The organism is Duffyella gerundensis (assembly GCF_001517405.1).
In the GTDB taxonomy this organism is placed as follows: domain Bacteria; phylum Pseudomonadota; class Gammaproteobacteria; order Enterobacterales; family Enterobacteriaceae; genus Duffyella; species Duffyella gerundensis.
Window position 1 is genome coordinate 391,083 of record NZ_LN907827.1, and the last position, 18,521, is coordinate 409,603.

Annotated in this window: 18 protein-coding genes; 11 read left to right on the forward strand and 7 right to left on the reverse strand. The window is 55.8% G+C overall.

Annotation, left to right across the window (positions count from 1 at the left end; translation table 11 throughout):
• The first annotated feature begins 33 nt into the window (after nt 1-33).
• Together pabA and argD are read left to right on the forward strand one after the other, a co-directional pair.
• Nucleotides 34-597 (forward strand): aminodeoxychorismate synthase component 2, encoded by a 564-nt coding sequence (gene pabA / locus EM595_RS01665; protein WP_067427282.1) that lies wholly within the window; start codon nt 34-36, stop codon nt 595-597.
• Between the two features lie 89 nt (nt 598-686).
• Nucleotides 687-1,907, forward strand: coding sequence for a bifunctional acetylornithine/succinyldiaminopimelate transaminase (gene argD, locus EM595_RS01670; RefSeq protein WP_067427283.1), 1,221 nt, complete (start codon nt 687-689; stop codon nt 1,905-1,907).
• Between the two features lie 29 nt (nt 1,908-1,936).
• On the opposite strand, the gene EM595_RS01675 is transcribed toward argD, so the two are convergent.
• The 5 genes from EM595_RS01675 to EM595_RS01695 form a co-directional block, all read right to left on the reverse strand.
• A complete protein-coding gene (locus tag EM595_RS01675; RefSeq protein WP_067427285.1) occupies nt 1,937-4,012 on the reverse strand; it encodes a YccS/YhfK family putative transporter in 2,076 nt (691 codons plus the stop codon).
• Between the two features lie 63 nt (nt 4,013-4,075).
• Nucleotides 4,076-4,708: a cAMP-activated global transcriptional regulator CRP gene (gene crp / locus EM595_RS01680; RefSeq protein WP_067427287.1), complete on the reverse strand. Its 633-nt coding sequence runs from the start codon at nt 4,706-4,708 to the stop codon at nt 4,076-4,078.
• Nucleotides 4,709-5,422: 714 nt separating this feature from the next.
• Nucleotides 5,423-6,292: a phosphoribulokinase gene (locus EM595_RS01685; RefSeq protein WP_067427289.1), complete on the reverse strand. Its 870-nt coding sequence runs from the start codon at nt 6,290-6,292 to the stop codon at nt 5,423-5,425.
• A gap of 72 nt (nt 6,293-6,364) precedes the next feature.
• Nucleotides 6,365-6,583, reverse strand: coding sequence for a YheU family protein (locus EM595_RS01690; RefSeq protein WP_067427293.1), 219 nt, complete (start codon nt 6,581-6,583; stop codon nt 6,365-6,367).
• A gap of 3 nt (nt 6,584-6,586) precedes the next feature.
• Nucleotides 6,587-7,594, reverse strand: coding sequence for a hydrolase (locus EM595_RS01695; RefSeq protein WP_067427295.1), 1,008 nt, complete (start codon nt 7,592-7,594; stop codon nt 6,587-6,589).
• Nucleotides 7,595-7,645: 51 nt separating this feature from the next.
• On the opposite strand from EM595_RS01695, the gene EM595_RS01700 reads away from it, so the two are divergent.
• Complete coding sequence (locus EM595_RS01700) at nt 7,646-8,248, forward strand: LysE family translocator (RefSeq protein WP_067427297.1); 603 nt, start codon at nt 7,646-7,648, stop codon at nt 8,246-8,248.
• A 16-nt stretch (nt 8,249-8,264) separates the two neighbouring features.
• On the opposite strand, the gene EM595_RS01705 is transcribed toward EM595_RS01700, so the two are convergent.
• The gene (locus EM595_RS01705; protein ID WP_067427299.1) at nt 8,265-9,245 is read right to left on the reverse strand and encodes a LacI family DNA-binding transcriptional regulator; all 981 of its coding nucleotides are present in this window, start codon (nt 9,243-9,245) and stop codon (nt 8,265-8,267) included.
• Nucleotides 9,246-9,493: 248 nt separating this feature from the next.
• Between EM595_RS01705 and tauA the strand changes: the two genes are divergently transcribed.
• Genes tauA through tauD form a run of 4 tightly spaced genes read left to right on the forward strand, consistent with a single transcriptional unit; the run spans nt 9,494 to nt 12,913 of the window.
• On the forward strand, nt 9,494-10,474 hold the full coding sequence (tauA, locus tag EM595_RS01710) for a taurine ABC transporter substrate-binding protein (RefSeq protein WP_067427301.1): 981 nt from the start codon (nt 9,494-9,496) through the stop codon (nt 10,472-10,474).
• 11 nt (nt 10,475-10,485) lie between these two features.
• Complete coding sequence (gene tauB, locus EM595_RS01715; RefSeq protein WP_067427303.1) at nt 10,486-11,253, forward strand: taurine ABC transporter ATP-binding subunit; 768 nt, start codon at nt 10,486-10,488, stop codon at nt 11,251-11,253.
• The gene (tauC, locus tag EM595_RS01720) at nt 11,250-12,077 is read left to right on the forward strand and encodes a taurine ABC transporter permease TauC (protein WP_067427306.1); all 828 of its coding nucleotides are present in this window, start codon (nt 11,250-11,252) and stop codon (nt 12,075-12,077) included. Before tauB ends, tauC begins: the two co-directional genes overlap by 4 nt.
• Complete coding sequence (tauD, locus tag EM595_RS01725) at nt 12,074-12,913, forward strand: taurine dioxygenase (protein WP_067427309.1); 840 nt, start codon at nt 12,074-12,076, stop codon at nt 12,911-12,913. Before tauC ends, tauD begins: the two co-directional genes overlap by 4 nt.
• A 212-nt stretch (nt 12,914-13,125) precedes the next feature.
• Here tauD and EM595_RS01730 read toward each other — a convergent pair whose 3' ends face one another.
• Complete coding sequence (locus EM595_RS01730; protein WP_067427313.1) at nt 13,126-15,030, reverse strand: ABC transporter ATP-binding protein; 1,905 nt, start codon at nt 15,028-15,030, stop codon at nt 13,126-13,128.
• Nucleotides 15,031-15,155: 125 nt separating this feature from the next.
• Between EM595_RS01730 and kefG the strand changes: the two genes are divergently transcribed.
• The 4 genes from kefG to slyD all read left to right on the forward strand — a co-directional run bounded on the left by kefG (nt 15,156) and on the right by slyD (nt 18,502).
• Nucleotides 15,156-15,707: a glutathione-regulated potassium-efflux system ancillary protein KefG gene (kefG, locus tag EM595_RS01735; RefSeq protein WP_067427315.1), complete on the forward strand. Its 552-nt coding sequence runs from the start codon at nt 15,156-15,158 to the stop codon at nt 15,705-15,707.
• Complete coding sequence (gene kefB / locus EM595_RS01740; RefSeq protein WP_067427317.1) at nt 15,707-17,512, forward strand: glutathione-regulated potassium-efflux system protein KefB; 1,806 nt, start codon at nt 15,707-15,709, stop codon at nt 17,510-17,512. Before kefG ends, kefB begins: the two co-directional genes overlap by 1 nt.
• A gap of 38 nt (nt 17,513-17,550) precedes the next feature.
• Complete coding sequence (locus EM595_RS01745; RefSeq protein ID WP_067427319.1) at nt 17,551-17,745, forward strand: YheV family putative zinc ribbon protein; 195 nt, start codon at nt 17,551-17,553, stop codon at nt 17,743-17,745.
• 211 nt (nt 17,746-17,956) lie between these two features.
• On the forward strand, nt 17,957-18,502 hold the full coding sequence (slyD, locus tag EM595_RS01750) for a peptidylprolyl isomerase (RefSeq protein ID WP_067427321.1): 546 nt from the start codon (nt 17,957-17,959) through the stop codon (nt 18,500-18,502).
• Nucleotides 18,503-18,521: the final 19 nt, after the last annotated feature.

An 18,521-nucleotide genomic window follows, 5' to 3' on the forward strand; every position in this document is an offset into this window, starting at 1 on the left:
GCGGCGGCTTTTGCTCACTGGGACTAACCTGCCATGCTGCTGCTGATCGACAACTACGACTCCTTTACCTGGAACCTCTACCAGTATTTCTGTGAACTGGGTGCGCAGGTTGAGGTTCGGCGCAACGATGCCATCACGCTCGATGAGATGGCAGCGTTGCCGCTGACCCACCTGGTGATCTCTCCGGGACCCTGTACGCCCGATCTCTCCGGTATTTCTCTTGAGGCTATCCGCTATTTTGCCGGCAAAATCCCCGTGCTCGGCGTTTGTCTCGGCCATCAGGCGCTAGCGCAGGTATTCGGTGCACGCGTAGTGCGCGCGCCGCAGGTCATGCATGGCAAAACCTCGCGCATTACCCATGACGGCAGCGGTGTGTTTCAGGGGTTAAACAACCCACTCACCGTGACGCGCTATCATTCGCTGCTGGTGGAGAAATCCTCTTTGCCGAACTGTCTGGCGATCACCGCGCTTACCGACAAGGGTGAAATTATGGGATTGCGCCACCGTTCTCTGGAGGTGGAAGGCGTGCAGTTTCATCCGGAAAGCATCCTCAGTGAACAGGGCCATCAACTGCTGGCCAATTTCCTGCAGCGCTAAGTTTCCGATTGCCTTTGAGTGATTTTTTATGCATATTTTATGATTATATTTTCAATCATGAATAGTGAAAGGCGCAGGAGATTTTCGGAATGGCACAAGAAAAAATGGCAGTGACCCGGCAAACCTTTGATGAGGTAATCTTGCCTGTCTATGCACCTGCGCAGTTTGTGCCGGTTAAGGGCAAAGGCAGCCGTATCTGGGATCAGCAGGGCAAAGACTATATCGATTTCTCTGGCGGCATTGCGGTTACCGCGCTGGGACATTGCCATCCGGCGCTGGTCGAGACGCTGAAAAGCCAGGGTGAAACGCTATGGCATACCAGCAACGTCTTTACCAACGAACCAGCGCTGCGTTTGGCCAGCAAACTGATTGCCGCTACGTTTGCCGAACGGGTGTTTTTTGCCAATTCTGGCGCGGAGGCAAACGAAGCGGCATTTAAACTTGCCCGCTACTACGCTTCTAAACGTCACAGTCCGTATAAAAGCAAAATCATCGCCTTTCATAACGCCTTTCACGGTCGCACGCTGTTTACCGTGAGCGTCGGCGGCCAGCCGAAATATTCCGACGGCTTTGGTCCCAAACCGGCGGATATCGTCCATGTACCCTTCAACGACCTTGATGCGGTAAAAGCGGTGATTGACGATCACACCTGCGCCATTGTCGTCGAGCCAATTCAGGGCGAGGGCGGCGTCGTGCCTGCCACCCAGGCTTTTATGCAGGGGCTGCGCGAACTGTGCGATCGGCATCAGGCGCTGTTGGTACTGGATGAAGTACAAAGCGGCATGGGGCGCAGCGGTAAGCTTTTTGCGCACGAACATTACGGCGTGACGCCCGATATTTTAACCACCGCGAAAGCGCTGGGCGGCGGCTTTCCGGTTAGCGCAATGCTGACCAGCAATGAGATTGCTTCGACCATGGCGCCTGGCGTGCATGGCACCACTTACGGTGGCAATCCACTGGCCTGCGCCGTGGCGGAAACGGCACTGGATATTATCAATACGCCAGAGGTGTTGAACGGCGTTGATGTGCGTCGTGAGCGGTTTGTCAGCGCGCTGCAGGCGCTGGATGCCCGCTATGATCTGTTCACCGAGATTCGCGGCAAAGGGCTGTTAATCGGCGCGGCGCTAAAACCACAGCACGCCGGTAAAGCGCGCGATATCTTGCAGGCCGCCGCAGAGGCGGGCGTGATGATCCTTACCGCTGGCACCGACGTTATTCGCCTGGTGCCTTCGCTGATTATCACGCCGGAAGAGATCGACGAAGGCATGGCACGCTTCGCTCAGGCGGTGGAAAGCGTCCTGGCACACTAATCAACCGGCGGGCAACCGGATCCGCCAGGTTATTTATTCCGTAAGCGCCTGACCAGCCACTGACCGTGGTGCGGGCGCTGCTGCCATGCCAGCGATGAGATGGTATGCATCACGCGCAGATGATCGAGAATGCGTTTTGCATGCCGTTCCACAATCGTCACCGGCCCTTCATTCAGATCTTCAGGTTCCTCCAGCACATTGCTGTCCGAGCCCGGGCCATCATATTCCAGCCGCTGCTGACAGCGTTGCAGGCCAATTTCCAGCGATTGCAGATAACGTTCCGCCAGCGCAGGCGTCAGCATGGTGTGTTCACGCGCGAGGCTGGTAATGGCGTTGATGTGCTCAACGATAAACTGGCTGTGCGTCACCCACAGCTTCATGTCATCAAGATACCGGGAATTAAAGCCCGGCTCTTGCATCGCCTGATTCAGCGAGTTAAACAGCGCATTGTGCGCCTGATTGACCCGCATGCGTTGCCAGGCGAGCTTTTGCGGCGACTGCTCCGGCCCCAGCAGTTGCCGTAAAGCATCCTGATAGGTTTCCAGTGCATCATGGGCATTCTGACGTAGCAGGCCGCTCTGCCACTGCGGCCACAGCCAGACCATGCCGGCAAAGGCGATCAGGCAGCCCATCAGCGTGTCCATCAGACGCGGCAGCAGAAAAGCGGAGCCGTTCAGCGACAGCAGCTGCAACGTCCAGACGGTGGTCACGGTAAACCCAACCATTGCCCAGCCGTAAAACTTACGGATGATCAGATAGCCACCCAGCGTGATCGCCAGCATGATCAGCAATACCACCGATTCCGGTACGGCAAAGCGCAGCGTGGCGGCGGCGACAATCAATCCCGCCAGCGTGCCCAGCGCCCGGTGCTGAATGCGTACGCGCGTGGCGCTGTAGCCATTCTGGCTGACGAACATAATGGTCATCAGAATCCAGTAAGGCTTGGGAATATCGAAGAACAGCGCCAGCGTACTGCCAAACATCAGCATAACGGCGAAGCGAGCAGCGGTGCGCAGCGCGGCGGATTTCAACGACAGATAGCTGCGTAGCGCTGGTAAAAGCGGCAGTCGACGCTGACGATCGGCCATCAGGTCGCGGCGGTAAAGTGGGCGCTGAGTGCGCAGCACGCGGCCGATGCGGCTGAAATGATAAAAGCAGAAGTTACCTACCGGATTATCAGGATGCTGGCGGGCGATTTTCTCCAGCGCCTGCAACGGCTTATCCATCTCAAAACGATCCGGCATGCGATGATAAAGAATGTCGTCAGCCAGCACGCGCAGGCGAGCAGAAATGACGCGAGCGTTCCAGCGGATTACTGCCTCGGCATGGCTCTTTTCCACCAGCTTTTGCACCTCTTCCGGCTGATGCAAACTCACCGAAATGTGCTCCTGCAGATCCAGTGCCACCTGAAATGCCCGCGTCAGCCGCTTGTGGCTGTTGTCACGATTGGCCGCCAGCATGTGCATTTGCTGATAACAGGTATTAATGAGATCGACCACTTTCTGTTGCCGTGCCAGCAACGGCGGCAGCGCTTTTTCAGGATCGGTGAGCTGGGTCAGCAGGCTGTATTTTTTATCACAATAATCTGCCAGTTCACGATAGATCAGGCTGAGTGTCTCGCGCATCGGCTGCTCTTCCCACAGCCAGAACCAGAACGCATTGAACAGCCCATACCATAAGGTGCCACCAATATAGAGCAGCGGCGGTGCCCAGATCGGCAGCTTACCTGTCAGGCTCAGGGTAAAGATGGCGGCGATCAGTGAACCCGATAACAGGCGGCCATGCAGCGGGCTGATTTCGCCCAGCACGCCGAGCAGCATGGTCATCGCAAACAGGATCGCGGGCAACGGAATGCCATGCAGCGTTAAGACCTGCATCAGCAGGCTGCTGGTTGCAAACAGAGAACCGCCCACAATTAGCCGCTTAAAAAAGCGTTTGTGCGGCGTATCAAGACCAGAAATATTACAGCAGGCAGGAACCAGCGAGAACAGCAGGCCTTTTTGCAGATCGCCGCACAGCCAGCTGATGGCCACCGGCAGGCACAGCACCAGCGTCTGCCGCAGGGCATAATTTACTTCAGGGTGGTAGATGAGTCGGCGCCACATCAGCTTTTCACAACATAGAAAACGGCGTGATGAGCAATCATCACGCCGTCGGGGTAAGAAAAATCAGCGAGTGCCGTAGACGACGATCGTTTTACCGTGTGCAGAAATCAGGTTTTGATCTTCCAGCATTTTCAGAATGCGGCCCACCGTTTCGCGGGAACAACCAACGATCTGGCCGATCTCCTGACGGGTGATCTTAATCTGCATGCCATCCGGGTGCGTCATCGCATCAGGCTGACGCGCCAGATTCAGCAACGTTTGTGCGATGCGGCCGGTCACGTCCAGGAACGCCAGGTTGCCCACTTTTTCTGAGGTAACCTGCAGGCGACGCGCCATCTGTGAGGACAGACGCATCAGGATGTCGGGGTTAACCTGAATCAGCTGGCGAAATTTCTTGTAAGAGATCTCAGCCACTTCACAGGCGCTTTTCGCGCGAACCCAGGCGCTGCGTTCCTGACCTTCTTCGAACAGGCCAAGCTCACCGATAAAATCGCCCTGATTAAGGTAAGAGAGGATCATCTCTTTGCCTTCTTCATCCTTAATTAACACCGCAACTGCACCTTTAACGATGTAGTAAAGCGTCTCCGCTTTTTCACCCTGGTGGATGAGCGTGCTTTTGGATGGATATTTGTGAATATGGCAATGTGACAGGAACCATTCGAGTGTAGGGTCTGTTTGCGGTTTGCCGAGAACCATTCGCTATTATCCTCTGTTGTAATCGTGCCCTAAACACAGGGGCAAGATTCCCTGTCAGGCGTTGAAATAGTAAAGCTATTCCTTTGAAGGAAAGTCGGCGGGCTGCTGTTTTGAGTTTTGCTCATCAGTGCTCCCGTTTTCGCTTGCGCAACGAAAATATTACAACTTCGTTTGTAGCACAGCTTTCACTTACTGTCTTCTGTTGTCTCGCTTCAGCATGATGTACATCGTGTCAGATTGCGCTTTTAGCAGGGCAGGTTGACGCGATCATACTCACACTCGATCAATGGTTATAGTAAAGCGCATGTCAGCGGAGCGAAGAGCATAATCCCCGCTTTTAGGAGAATCCTCAGGCGTGCAGTACTGCGTAACAGCATGAGTATTGACGGGCCGGTGCGTGATTGCGGCGAGGATAATATCACTGGTAGCAAGCATTTGCAGTGCAGTCGTGCGTTTTCTTTGCTGCTGACGGCAAGAGCGGGCTGGTTTGCATAGCGGAAAAGTATTATCGGCAGTCTGTATCGCCCGATCTCATATCATGATCGTCCGCAGCGCAAAAATCAGGACAAGGGCGAGGAGAGAATAGCGCACCTGCAGAACACCAATACGTGATGATTAACAGGCGTAACGGCTGGCGCAGCGGGCAATGGTCAAACCGCTAAGGTTAACGATTTGTAAAATATTTGTGATTGCCGCCCGCGGCCCGGCTGCATTTTATTCGATCTTTTTACCTTCCATTAAACGTTGTACCAACGGCGTCATAATCAGTTCCATCGCCAGGCCCATTTTGCCGCCCGGTACCACCAGCGTATTGATGTGCGAGATAAACGAGCCCTGCAGCATGGCGAGTAAATAAGGAAAATCGATATCTTCCAGGCCGCGGAAGTGAATCACCACGAAGCTTTCATCCAGCGAGGGAATATCCCGCGCGGCGAAGGGGTTTGAGGTATCCACCGTTGGAACGCGCTGAAAGTTGATGTGCGTGCGCGAAAACTGCGGCGTGATGAAATTGATGTAATCATCCATTGAGCGCACCACGGAATCCATCACCGCTTCACGCGAGTGACCGCGCTCGCTGGTATCGCGCACCAGCTTCTGGATCCACTCAAGATTGACGATAGGCACCACGCCGACCAGCAAATCGACCTTGTCCGCCACGTTATGCTGCTGTGTGACGACGCCGCCGTGCAGGCCTTCGTAAAACAGGATGTCGGTGGGTTCCGGCAGCGGTTGCCACGGCGTAAAGGTGCCAGGCACCTGGTTCCACGGCACCGCTTCATCATAGGTGTGCAGATATTTACGTGACTGGCCGGTACCGTTCAGCCCGTATTCAATAAAGGTCTGTTCCAGCAGGCCAAAATCGTTAGCCTCTGGGCCAAAATAGCTGACGTGGCGCCCGGAATCGCGCGCTTTACGGATCGCCATATCCATTTCAGGCCGGGTAAAACGGTGAAAGCTGTCACCTTCCAGTTCGGCCGCTTGCAAATTAAACTGCTGAAAAATCTTGCGAAAGGCGAGACTGGTGGTGGTAGTACCGGCGCCGCTGGAGCCGGTAACGGCAATGATCGGATGCCTTGCTGACATAGTGCTGCTCCCTGAATGGATCTGCGACAGGCATTGTTAACATGAGTCAACGCGCCTGTCATCTTTCGCCCGTTAGCTGCGGATCGCTTTGCGCGGCATGATATTTACCGTCTCATGCAGTTCTGACCACACCAGCACCGCCTCGCCGCTTTCCAGCTGACGGCGCACATCGGCAATTTTATCGGCGAAGCTGCGTTCCTGCTCACCGTAATCGGTGCCTTCGCGCAACACGAATGATTCAATCAGGCTGTTCAGCGTCTCCGCTTCAAGTTCTTTCCAGGGAATAATCACCGCTTAGTTATCCAGATATGTTGAGAGCCATTGAGGAATACGTTTTTCCAGCCACATTTGCGGCTGCCGTGGCGTGCCGCCGACAAAGCCAACGTGGCCACCGTATTGTGTCAGTTGATAGGTAATGTTAGCAGGAAGCTGGGCTAAATCCGGGATCACCGCCGCGGTCATAAAAGGATCGTCCTGCGCATGCACGATCAGCAGCGGTTTGCGCACCTGCGGCAGCAACGGCATGGCGCTGGCCCGCTGATAATAGTCGCCTGCACTGGCAAAACCGTGTGCGCGAGCAGTAATCGCCTCATCAAAGGCGCGAAGTTTTTTCAGCGCCTTAAGTCCGGCGAGATCGATCGGCAGCGTGCCAGGCCAGGCGTGCAGCTTGCGTGCGGCATTCTGCTTCAACAGCGACAGCAGATAGCGCTGATAAAGCCGGGAGAAGCCCTGTTCGAGTTTGATGCTGCAAGGTTCAAGCAGCAGCGGTGCAGACACCACCACAGCTGCATCAAGCGGCGCGCGATCGCCATCCTGCCCCAGCAAACAGGCCAGCATATTGCCGCCCAGCGATACGCCGACGGCGGCGGTGGCGACGCGGCCATAATTTTCCTGTAGCCAATGCAGAAAAAAGCGTCCATCTTCCGTTTCGCCGGAGTGATAAATGCGGTTCAGCCGGTTGGGTTCGCCGCTGCAGCCGCGAAAATGCATCACCACGCCCAGCCAGCCACGCTGACGAAACGTCTCCAGCAGACCATGCGCATAAGGGCTGTTAAAATTGCCCTCCAGCCCGTGAAACAGCACCACGCGCGGTTTATGCCGCGCCGCCATCGGCTCTTCACTCCAGGCGAGATCGACAAAGTCGCCGTCGGGCAGTTCCAGCCGCTGCCAGTGCGGCGTCAGCGTAATGCGTCGGCGAAAAAAACGTGGCATCACGGTTTGCAGGTGCGGATTGCGCAGGCCCGCCATTGGCGTGAATTCAGTATCCGGTAAATCTGTTATTGCGGGAGTTATACAATCCATATCACACTGTTGGCTTCGATGAGTTGCGTTCGGATAAGGAGCTACCTGTAGATGGAGCTGGGTCTGTTTTTATCAATGTTGGGTTTTCTGTGGGTGGCGGCAATCACGCCCGGTCCTAATAATATGTTACTCACCGCATCAGGCGCTAATTTTGGTTTTCTGCGCTCGTTGCCGTTGATGATAGGCATTATGCTTGGCATGCAGCTGATGCTGGTATTGGTCGCCTCCGGCGTCGGCAGCCTGTTACTGCTGTATCCTTCGCTGCATCTTATCCTCAAAATCGCCGGTAGCCTGTACCTGTTGTGGCTTGCCTGGAAGATTGCCACCGCCGCCTATGAAAAGCTGGAAACCGGCGATGGCCCGCAGTCGCCGATGCCCTTCTGGCAGGGCGGTTTGCTGCAGCTGGTGAATCCCAAAGCCTGGCTGATGGTACTGGGCGCGGTTGCCAGCTTTAGCCTGGCCGGAGCGGCTTACCAGCACTCTATCCTGGCGATTGCGCTTGGCTTGTTTAGCGTGAATCTGGTCTCTGGCATTATCTGGTTGGGTTTTGGTAGTTTGATTGGCCGCATTCTGCGCAGCCCACGGGCGTGGAAAATTTTCAATCTGGCCATGGGCGTTCTGACCGCCGCCTGCGTGCTGCTGATCTGGCATTAATCTGACAAGACGTCGCTCAGGTTGAGCGACGTTCCACCATTTTCCACGGCAGCACATCGTGCGTTGCGGTCGCCTGAGGATGGCGAATGCTCTCCAGCAGAAGTTGTACGCTGCGCGCGCCCATTTTACCCATCGGTTGCTCAATGGTCGTCAGCGGCGGATTAAGGCTGCTGGTAAATGGAATGCCATCAAAGCCGACCACCGCCACATCGTCCGGTATACACAAACCTGCCTCCTGAATAGCATGCATGACGCCCACCGCCAGCACATCAGAAACGGCAATAATGGCGTCAGGGCGCTGCGCCTTGGCCAATAGTTCGTCCGTCGCCGCGGTGCCCGCTTCGCAGGAGACATCACTGGCATAACTTATCGCGCTCCAGTTCAGTCCGGCATCTTTCAGCGCGGCGACATAGCCCGCCTCACGCTGTTGCGCATAGAGATAACGCGTGTCGCTGTTTACCAGCGCAATACGTCGACGTCCTTTGGCGACTAAAAATTTTACCGTACTGGCAGTGGCATCAAAATTATCGATGGTCACCGTTGAGCGGCCAAAGGCGGGATCGCCTTCTGCACACTGGACCCAGGGTGAGTCGCCGATTAGCGCGATCAGCTCAGGCAGGCGGTTAACCGCGTCCAGCGTGATAACCCCCTCGACCACTTTGCCGGTTAACAGCGCCAGGTAGGCGGTTTCCCGGCGGAAAAGCGAGCCGGAATGGCAGAGCAGAATGTGGTAACCCTGCGCTTCGGCTTCTGCCTCAATGCCCTGCACCACGCGTGAGCAGAACGGGTTAGTTAAATCGGGGATCAGCACCAGCAACATGCGGCTTTGTGAGGTGCGCAGCTGGCGCGCCAGCAAATTCGGTTGGTAATCGCAGGCGTTAATTGCCGCCAGCACTTTATCGCGCGTGGTGCTTCTTACACCGGGATGGTCATTCAGTACGCGCGAGACGGTGGCAGTAGAAACGCCCGCCAGACGAGCCACTTTTTCAATCGACATGATGCACGTCATTCCCAGGTTAAAGAGTGTTAATAGCCGCTGCGCTAAGGTAACAAGAATCCTCGTCGCGTACACCCTTCAGGCGCGCAAAGTTGTACCCGCTGGCCTGCGGTTATGCAGTGAAAAACTATGCAAACCCATTTTTCTTCTAAGCATTTAAGGTAATTAAAAATAATTTTTAATTCCTTTATTCATTATTCCGCTACGGCAACACTGAGCGCATAACAACCTCTTTAGTGGATAAGATGATGATCACAACGCGTTCCGGACTGCGGCTGCTTGCTGCGGCGCTCTCACTGTTTGTACTCCAGGCGCAGGCGGTCAATGTGACCGTCGCCTACCAAACCTCGGCGGAACCGGCCAAGGTGGCGCAGGCGGATAACACCTTTGCCAGCACCAGCGGTGCGCAGGTGGACTGGCGTAAGTTTGACAGCGGATCCAGCGTGGTGCGGGCGCTGGCATCGGGCGACGTACAGATTGGTAATATCGGCTCCAGCCCGCTGGCGATTGCCGCCAGTCAGCAGGTGCCGATTGAGGTTTTTCTGCTCGCTTCGCAGCTGGGCAGTTCTGAAGCGCTGGTGGTGAAGAAAGCCATTCGCTCACCGCAGGATCTGATTGGCAAACGTATCGCCGTGCCGTTTATCTCAACCACCCATTACAGCCTGTTGGCGGCGCTGAAACACTGGGGCATCAAACCGGGACAGGTGCAGATCATTAACCTGCAACCGCCGGCGATCATTGCGGCATGGCAACGGGGTGATATTGATGGCGCCTACGTCTGGGCACCGGCGGTGAATGAGCTGGAGAAAAGCGGCACGGTGCTGACTGATTCTTCGCAGGTGGGAAAATGGGGCGCACCAACGCTTGATGTCTGGGTCGTTCGCAAAGATTTTGCCGCGGCGCATCCTGAGATTGTCACCGCATTTGCCCGCAGCGCGTTGCAGGCGCAGCAGCGCTATCTCGATAACCCGGAACAGTGGCTCAAGCAGCCGGACAACCTGAGCAAGCTGTCGCGCTTCAGTGGTGTTGCAGAAGCCGATGTGCCCGCGCTGGTAAAAGGCAATACCTACCTTAGCGCGCAGCAGCAGGTCGATCAGCTCGGTGCGCCGGTGAACAAAGCGATTGTCGACACCGCGGGCTTTTTAAAAGAGCAGGGAAAAGTGCCGCAGGTTGCAGATGATTACCGTGGCTACGTGACCGATCGTTTTGTTAAACCGCTGCTGAAATAACGGAACCGCTTATGCTGACGATCTCTCATCTCACGGCGCGCTATGCCGATCATCTGGCGCTGCAGGATATCAATCTGACCATTGCTGAAGGTGAAATGGTGGTGGTGCTGGGCCCATCCGGCTGCGGCAAAACCACTTTGCTGAACCTGGTGGCCGGTTTTCAACAGCCCGATTCCGGTACGATCACGTTGAATGGCCAGCCGGTGCAGGGGCCAGGCGCTGAACGTGGCGTGGTGTTTCAGCACGAAGGCCTGCTGCCGTGGCGTAACGTGCTGGATAACGTCGCCTTTGGCTTACAGCTGGCGGGACTCGGCAAAGCCGAACGGCAGGCGACTGCGCAACGCATGCTGCAGAAAGTCGGGCTGGAGAGTGCCGGACAAAAATTTCTCTGGCAGCTCTCCGGCGGTATGCGGCAACGCGTGGGCATCGCGCGTGCGCTGGCGGCCGATCCACAGCTGCTGCTATTGGACGAGCCTTTTGGCGCGCTGGATGCCTTTACCCGTGAACAGATGCAGGAGCTGCTGCTGCGGCTCTGGCGAGACAGCGGCAAGCAGGTACTGCTGATTACGCACGATATTGAAGAAGCGATTTTTTTAGCCAGCGAGCTGGTGCTGTTATCGCCTGGCCCAGGCCGCATCGTGGAGCGGCTATCGCTGAACTTCGGCCAGCGCTACGCCGCTGGTGAAGCGTGCCGCGCCATTAAATCAGACGCTGACTTTATCGCCTGCCGTGAATACGTGCTTAGCCGTGTTTTCCAACAGCGCGAGGTGTTTTCATGAGCGCATTCATCAATGATAAACCGGCAACGCGTCGATTTACGCTGCGCTGGCCAATTTCCCGTCAGCTAACGCTGAGCATTTCCACGCTGCTGGTGCTGCTGGCGATCTGGTGGGCGGTAACCCGCTTGCAGCTGATTGGGCCGCTGTTCCTGCCGCCGCCGCAACAGGTGCTGCATCAGCTGTTCACCATTGCCAGCGCGCAGGGCTTCATGGATGCCACGCTGTGGCAGCATCTGGCTGCCAGCCTGACGCGCATCCTGATCGCGCTGGCCGCTGCGGTGCTTATCGGTGTGCCGGTTGGTATCGCAATGGGACTGAACGAGACCGTGCGCGGCATTCTGGATCCACTGATTGAGCTTTATCGTCCGATACCGCCGCTCGCCTATCTGCCGCTGATGGTGATCTGGTTTGGCATTGGGGAAACGTCGAAGATCCTGCTGATCTATCTCGCCATTTTTGCACCTGTCGCGCTGTCAGCGCTGGCTGGCGTGAAAAGTGCGCAGCAGGTGCGAACTCGCGCCGCGCAGTCGCTGGGGGCCAGCCGCTGGCAGGTGTTGTGGTATGTGATTCTGCCCGGCGCGCTGCCGGAAATCCTGACCGGCTTACGTATTGGGCTTGGCGTCGGCTGGTCAACGCTGGTGGCGGCCGAACTGATCGCCGCCACGCGCGGACTCGGCTTTATGGTGCAGTCCGCCGGAGAATTTCTTGCAACCGACGTGGTGCTGGCGGGCATAACCGTTATCGCCCTGATCGCCTTTACCTTAGAACTGGGGCTGCGTGCACTTCAGCGCCGCTTAACGCCCTGGCATGGAGAACAGCAATGAACGAACGTTTGGTCATCAAACCCTTAGGCCCTTACATCGGTGCGCAGATCAGTAATGTCGATTTGGCCCGGCCGCTGAGCGACGCACAGTTTGAACAGCTTTATCATGCGCTGATTCGCCATCAGGTGCTGTTTTTGCGCGATCAGCCGATTACGCCGCATCAGCAACGGGCGCTCGCCGCGCGATTTGGCGATCTGCATATTCATCCCGTTTATCCGCACGCCGAAGACGTCGAGCAGATCATTGTGCTGGATACTCACAACGATAATCCGCCGGACAATGACAACTGGCACACTGACGTGACCTTTATCGATACGCCGCCAGCTGGCGCAATTCTGGCGGCAAAACAGCTGCCGGAAACCGGCGGTGATACCTTATGGGCCAGCGGCATTGCCGCATGGGAAGCACTCTCGCTGCCTTTTCAGACGCTGTTAAGTGGGCTGCATGCCGAGCACGATTTTAAAAAGTCGTTTCAGGAATACAAACATCGCAACAGCGAGCAGGAGCACCAGCGCTGGCAGCGAGCGGTGATCAACAATCCCCCGGTGGTGCATCCTGTGGTGCGCATTCATCCGGTAAGCGGCAAAAAAGCGCTGTTCGTCAACGAAGGCTTCACCACGCGAATCAAAGAACTGAGCGAAAAAGAGAGCGATACGCTGCTGCACTTCCTGTTTGCTCATATTACTAAGCCAGAGTTTCAGGTGCGCTGGCGCTGGCAGGAAAATGATGTGGCGATGTGGGATAACCGGGTCACGCAGCATTATGCCAATGCCGATTATTTGCCGGCGCGACGGATTATGCACAGGGCGACGGTATTGGGGGATAAACCTTTTTGAATCAGGAAGGAGAGGCTGCGCAGGACTGCGACGGCGTTGCTCACATACAGTATGCTCCGCTCGCTTAGCGCCTGGTGCCTTGTCTCGCCGTTGCTCAGTCTGGAGCCGCAGCCGGAAAATAAGAAGTAAGTTGGCAGGAAAAAAACGGGCGATGAGAATTCGGCGAGTGGCGATCCCTTGAAGGATCGCCGCTTGCCTGACTGCTGGTGATGTTAGCTTGCCAGCAGGGTTTCTAACTGCTCTTGTGCATCAAGCCATGCCATCTCGACCTCTTCCAGCGCCGATTTTGCGTTGGCCTGGGCGGCAAGCGCGGCGGTGAGATCCGCTTTGCGGCTGTGATCGTAAATCGCGCTGTCGCTCAGTTGGCTTTCAGCGGCAGCCAGCTGCTCCTGAAGTTTTGCCATCTGCTTTTCCAGCTTCTCAATCTGCTTACGCAGCGGCTGCGTTTGGGTGCGCAGCTCGGCGTCGCGACGCTTCTGATCTTTACGCGCCTGCGCGCTGTTGCTGCTGTCCGCTTTCGGTGTGGCGTCCTGCTGCGCCTGCTGTCGCTGCTGATCGCTTAGCCACTGCTGATAATCATCAAGATCGCCGTTGAATACGTCGACTTTACCGTCATGCACTAAATAGAGATCGTCAGTGGTAGAGCGCAACAAATGTCGATCGTGCGAGACTACCACCAGCGCGCCTTCGAAATCGATCAGCGCCTCGGTGAGCGCCTGACGCATATCGAGATCGAGATGGTTAGTGGGCTCATCCAGCAACAGCAGGTTAGGGCGCTGCCAGACGATCAGCGCCAACACCAGCCGCGCTTTCTCACCGCCGGAGAAACGTGCCGTTTGCTCGCTTACGCTGTCGCCCTGAAAACCGAAGCCGCCAAGATAATCACGCAGCTGCTGCTCCAGCGTTTTAGGGGCCAGCCGCGCCAGATGCTGTAGCGGCGACTCATCGGCGCGTAAAAACTCCAGCTGATGCTGCGCGAAATAGCCAAGCTTGATGCCTTTCGCCAGACCAATATCGCCCTGCATCGGCGCCAGTTCGCCCGCCAGCATTTTAATCAGCGTTGATTTACCGGCGCCATTGCGGCCCAGTAAACCGATCCGCGAGCCCGGCACCAGATTAAGCTTGATGGCGTCAAGAATGACGCGATCGCCGTAGCCTGCGGTGACCTTTTCCATCTTCAACAGGGGATTTGGCAGGCTCTCTGGCTGACGAAAGCTAAAGCTGAAAGGATTATCCACGTGCGCGGGGGCAATCAGTTCCATGCGCTCCAGCATCTTTATGCGACTCTGTGCCTGCTTGGCTTTGGTCGCCTGTGCCCGGAAGCGATCGATATACTTCTGCAGATGGGTGACTTTTTCCTGCTGATGCTCATACAACGACTGCTGCTGGGCCAGTTTGTTGGCGCGCTGCCGCTCGAACGAGCTGTAGTTACCGGTATATTCAAACAGCGACTGCTGCTCAATATGCAGAATTTTGTCTACCACCGGATCGAGAAAATCGCGATCGTGGGAAATTAGAATCAGCGTGCCAGGATAGCTTTTCAGCCAGCGTTCCAGCCAGATCACCGCATCTAAATCGAGGTGGTTGGTGGGCTCATCCAGCAGCAGCAGATCGGAGCGACAGAGTAGCGCCTGCGCCAGGTTGAGACGCATGCGCCAGCCGCCAGAAAAATCGCTGACCGGATGTTGCAGCTGCTCCTGACTGAATCCCAGCCCGTGCAGCAGGCTGGATGCGCGGGCATGAATGCTCCACGCCTGAATAGCATCAAGCTTGCCATGCAGCAGCGCAATCGCGTTGCCGTCATTAATGTCGTTGGCGTGCTGAAGTTCTGCTTCCAGTTGACGATACTCACGGTCGCCATCAATCACATATTCCAGCGCAGGCACGCTGAGCGCCGGGGTTTCCTGATTGACCCAGGCGAGCGCCCAGTTGCCGGGAAACGTCAGATTGCCGGCATCGGCCGCCATTTCATTTTTCAGTAGCGATAACAGGGTGGATTTACCACAGCCGTTCTTACCCACCAGTCCCACTTTTTGCCCGGGATTGATGGTGGCGGTGGCGTTATCTAACAGCACGCGGGTACCGCGACGAATTTGTAATGCGGAAAAGACAATCATAAGCGCCGTATCGTCAGAATATGTTAATTTACTGGGATTATAATCAGAGAGCCGGAATAGCTATTCCGTTGCGTCGTGCATGGTAGCGGAAAAGCATCGCCATGACGACGATTTGGAGGGAAACGATGTCGCAGCTGCCTAAGGTTCTGCTTTTATATGCTCACCCAGAGTCACAGGATTCCATCGCCAATCGCGTATTATTGCAGCCCGCTCGTCAGCTTGAGCACGTGACGGTGCATGACCTCTACGCGCATTATCCTGACTTTTTTATCGATATTCATTATGAACAGCAGCTGTTGCGCGACCATCAAATCATTGTGTTTCAGCATCCGCTTTATACCTATAGCTGTCCGGCGCTGCTCAAAGAGTGGCTGGATCGCGTATTGTCGCGCGGCTTTGCCAGCGGCACCAATGGCACGGCGCTGGCAGGAAAATATTGGCGCAGCGTCATCACCACCGGTGAACCGGAAAGCGCCTATCATCACGACGGCCTGAACGGCTATTCGATGTCAGCCATCATGCGGCCCTTTGAGCTGACCGCGCAGATGTGCGGCATGCACTGGCTCACGCCGATGATCGTCTATTGGGCGCGCCGTCAGGAACCCGATGTGATGAAAAATTTTGCCCGCGCTTATGGCGACTGGCTGGCTTCGCCGTTGCCCTATGGAGGCATTTAATGGAAGGACAAACTTTGCTGACCGCAGGGGTGCTTTACCTGTTTGCGGCGGTAGTGGCGGTACCTATTGCGGCGCGCCTGGGCATCGGCGCGGTGCTCGGCTATCTGTTAGCGGGTATCGCCATCGGCCCATGGGGCCTCGGTTTTATCAGCGATGTTCAGGAGATTTTGCACTTTTCTGAACTCGGTGTGGTGTTCCTGATGTTTATCATCGGCCTGGAACTGAATCCCTCTAAACTGTGGCAACTGCGTCGCTCGATTTTTGGTGTAGGCGCCGCGCAGGTGCTGGTCAGCGCCGCTATTCTCGGCGCACTGCTTTACCTGTCGCAATTTAGCTGGCAGGCCGCGGTAATTGGTGGCCTCGGCCTGGCGATGTCGTCGACCGCCATGGCGTTACAGTTGATGCGCGACAAAGGCATGAACCGCAACGAATCGGGCCAGCTCGGTTTTTCCGTGCTGCTGTTTCAGGATCTGGCGGTGATCCCGGCGCTGGCGCTGGTACCCCTGTTAGCTGGCACCGACAGCGGGAATATTGACTGGATGAAAGTGGGCATGAAAGTGCTGGCCTTTGCCGGCATGCTGATTGGCGGCCGCTATCTGTTACGTCCGATCCTGCGCTATATCGCCTCTTCAGGCGTCCGCGAGGTGTTTACCGCTGCGGCTCTGCTGCTGGTGCTGGGATCGGCGTTGTTCATGGAAGCGCTGGGCCTGTCGATGGCGCTGGGCACCTTTATCGCGGGTATCCTGCTGGCGGAAAGTGAATACCGGCACGAGCTGGAAGTGGCGATTGAGCCGTTTAAAGGATTGCTGCTGGGGCTATTTTTTATCTCCGTTGGCATGGCGCTGAACCTGGGCGTGCTTTACACCCATATCGTCGCCATTCTGGTTGGCGTACTGGTGCTGGTGGCGGTGAAAATTGCGGTGCTCTATCTCCTGTCACGCATTTATGGTTTACGCAGCCTGGAACGAATGCAGTTCGCCGGCGTGTTGAGTCAGGGCGGTGAATTCGCGTTTGTGCTCTTTTCTGCCGCATCATCAACCAAACTGTTCAGCGGCGATCAGCTGCCACTGCTGGTGGTAACGGTTACGCTTTCAATGATGACGACGCCATTATTGATGCAGGCGATTGATAAAATCCTGACACGACGCATCAACGATGGCGAAGATCACGACGAGAAGCCGTTTGTTGATGACGATCAGCCGCAGGTCATCGTGGTGGGGTTTGGCCGATTTGGTCAGGTTGTGGCGCGTCTGCTCATGGCGAATCAGAAGCGGATCACCGTGCTGGAGCGTGATATCAGCGCCGTCAGTTTAATGCGAAAATACGGCTATAAAGTATACTATGGAGATGCGACGGAACTGGAGCTGCTGCGGGCAGCGGGTGCGGCAAATGCGCAATCGGTGGTCATTACCTGCAACGATCCGGAAGATTCGATGACCATTGTGCATCTTTGCCAGCAGCATTTTCCGCATCTGCAAATTCTGGCGCGCGCACGTGGGCGCGTTGAAGCTCATGAACTGTTGCAGGCGGGCGTGACGCAGTTTTCTCGCGAAACCTTTTCCAGTGCGCTGGAACTGGGGCGCAAGACGCTGATGACGCTGGGCATGCATCCGCATCAGGCGCACCGTGCGCAGCAGCATTTTCGTCGACTCGATATGCGTATGCTGCGCGAGCTGATGCCGAATCATGCTGACAGCGCGCAGATCTCACGGGTGAAAGAGGCGCGGCGCGAACTCGAAGATATTTTTCAGACTGAAATGCAGCAGGAACGACGCCAGTATGATGGCTGGGATGGACATGAATAAATGCTCAGCCACCGTTGGCTGGGCTGCTGAGGAAACTTATGCGTAAACGTTTTATCGCCGGTGCGGTGTGCCCGCACTGCCAGCAAAAAGATACGCTTGCCATGTGGCGTGAAAACAATGTCGACGTGGTTGAGTGTGTGAAATGCGGTCATCAGATGCGCGAAGCGGATAAACAAATCCGTGACAAAATCCGCACTCAGGAACAAGTCATTGGAATTTTTCATCCGGAGTAGCGAAACGCGCCGGCTTTTTTTAAGCTTAGCCACACAGCGGCATTGAATTCCGCTACAATCGGCGCAATAACGTTTTATACCTCATTTGCGGTAAGCAATGAAAATAGTGTTCAACTGAGTGGTACAACCTTAAACCTTTCTGGTTGGTGTTATTGCACGCAAAAATAGACCAATGAGACGGGGTCTCAGTTCTCAACGGTTAGGAGATATCATGAAAGTAGCAAAAGACCTGGTGGTTAGCCTGGCCTACCAAGTACGTACAGAAGACGGTGTGTTGGTTGACGAGTCACCGGTAAGTGCACCGCTGGACTATCTGCACGGTCACGGTTCACTGATTTCAGGTCTGGAAAAGGCACTGGACGATCATACCGTTGGCGATAAGTTTGATGTGCATATCGCGGCTAACGAAGCTTACGGCCAATATGATGACAACCTGGTGCAGCGCGTACCGAAAGATGTCTTCATGGGTGTGGATGAGCTGCAGGTTGGCATGCGCTTCATGGCGGAAACCGATCAGGGCCCGGTGCCGGTAGAAATTACCGAAGTCGAAGACGATCATGTTGTGGTTGATGGTAATCACATGCTGGCCGGTCAGAACCTGAACTTCAACGTTGAAGTTGTGGCGATTCGCGAAGCCACGCCAGAAGAGCTGGAGCACGGTCACGTGCACGGCGAGCACGATCATCATCACGATCATGACCACGACCACGACCATGGTAAAGGTGGTTGCGGTACCGGCGGCTGTGGCTGCCACTAAGCACAACAGTTTGCACAAG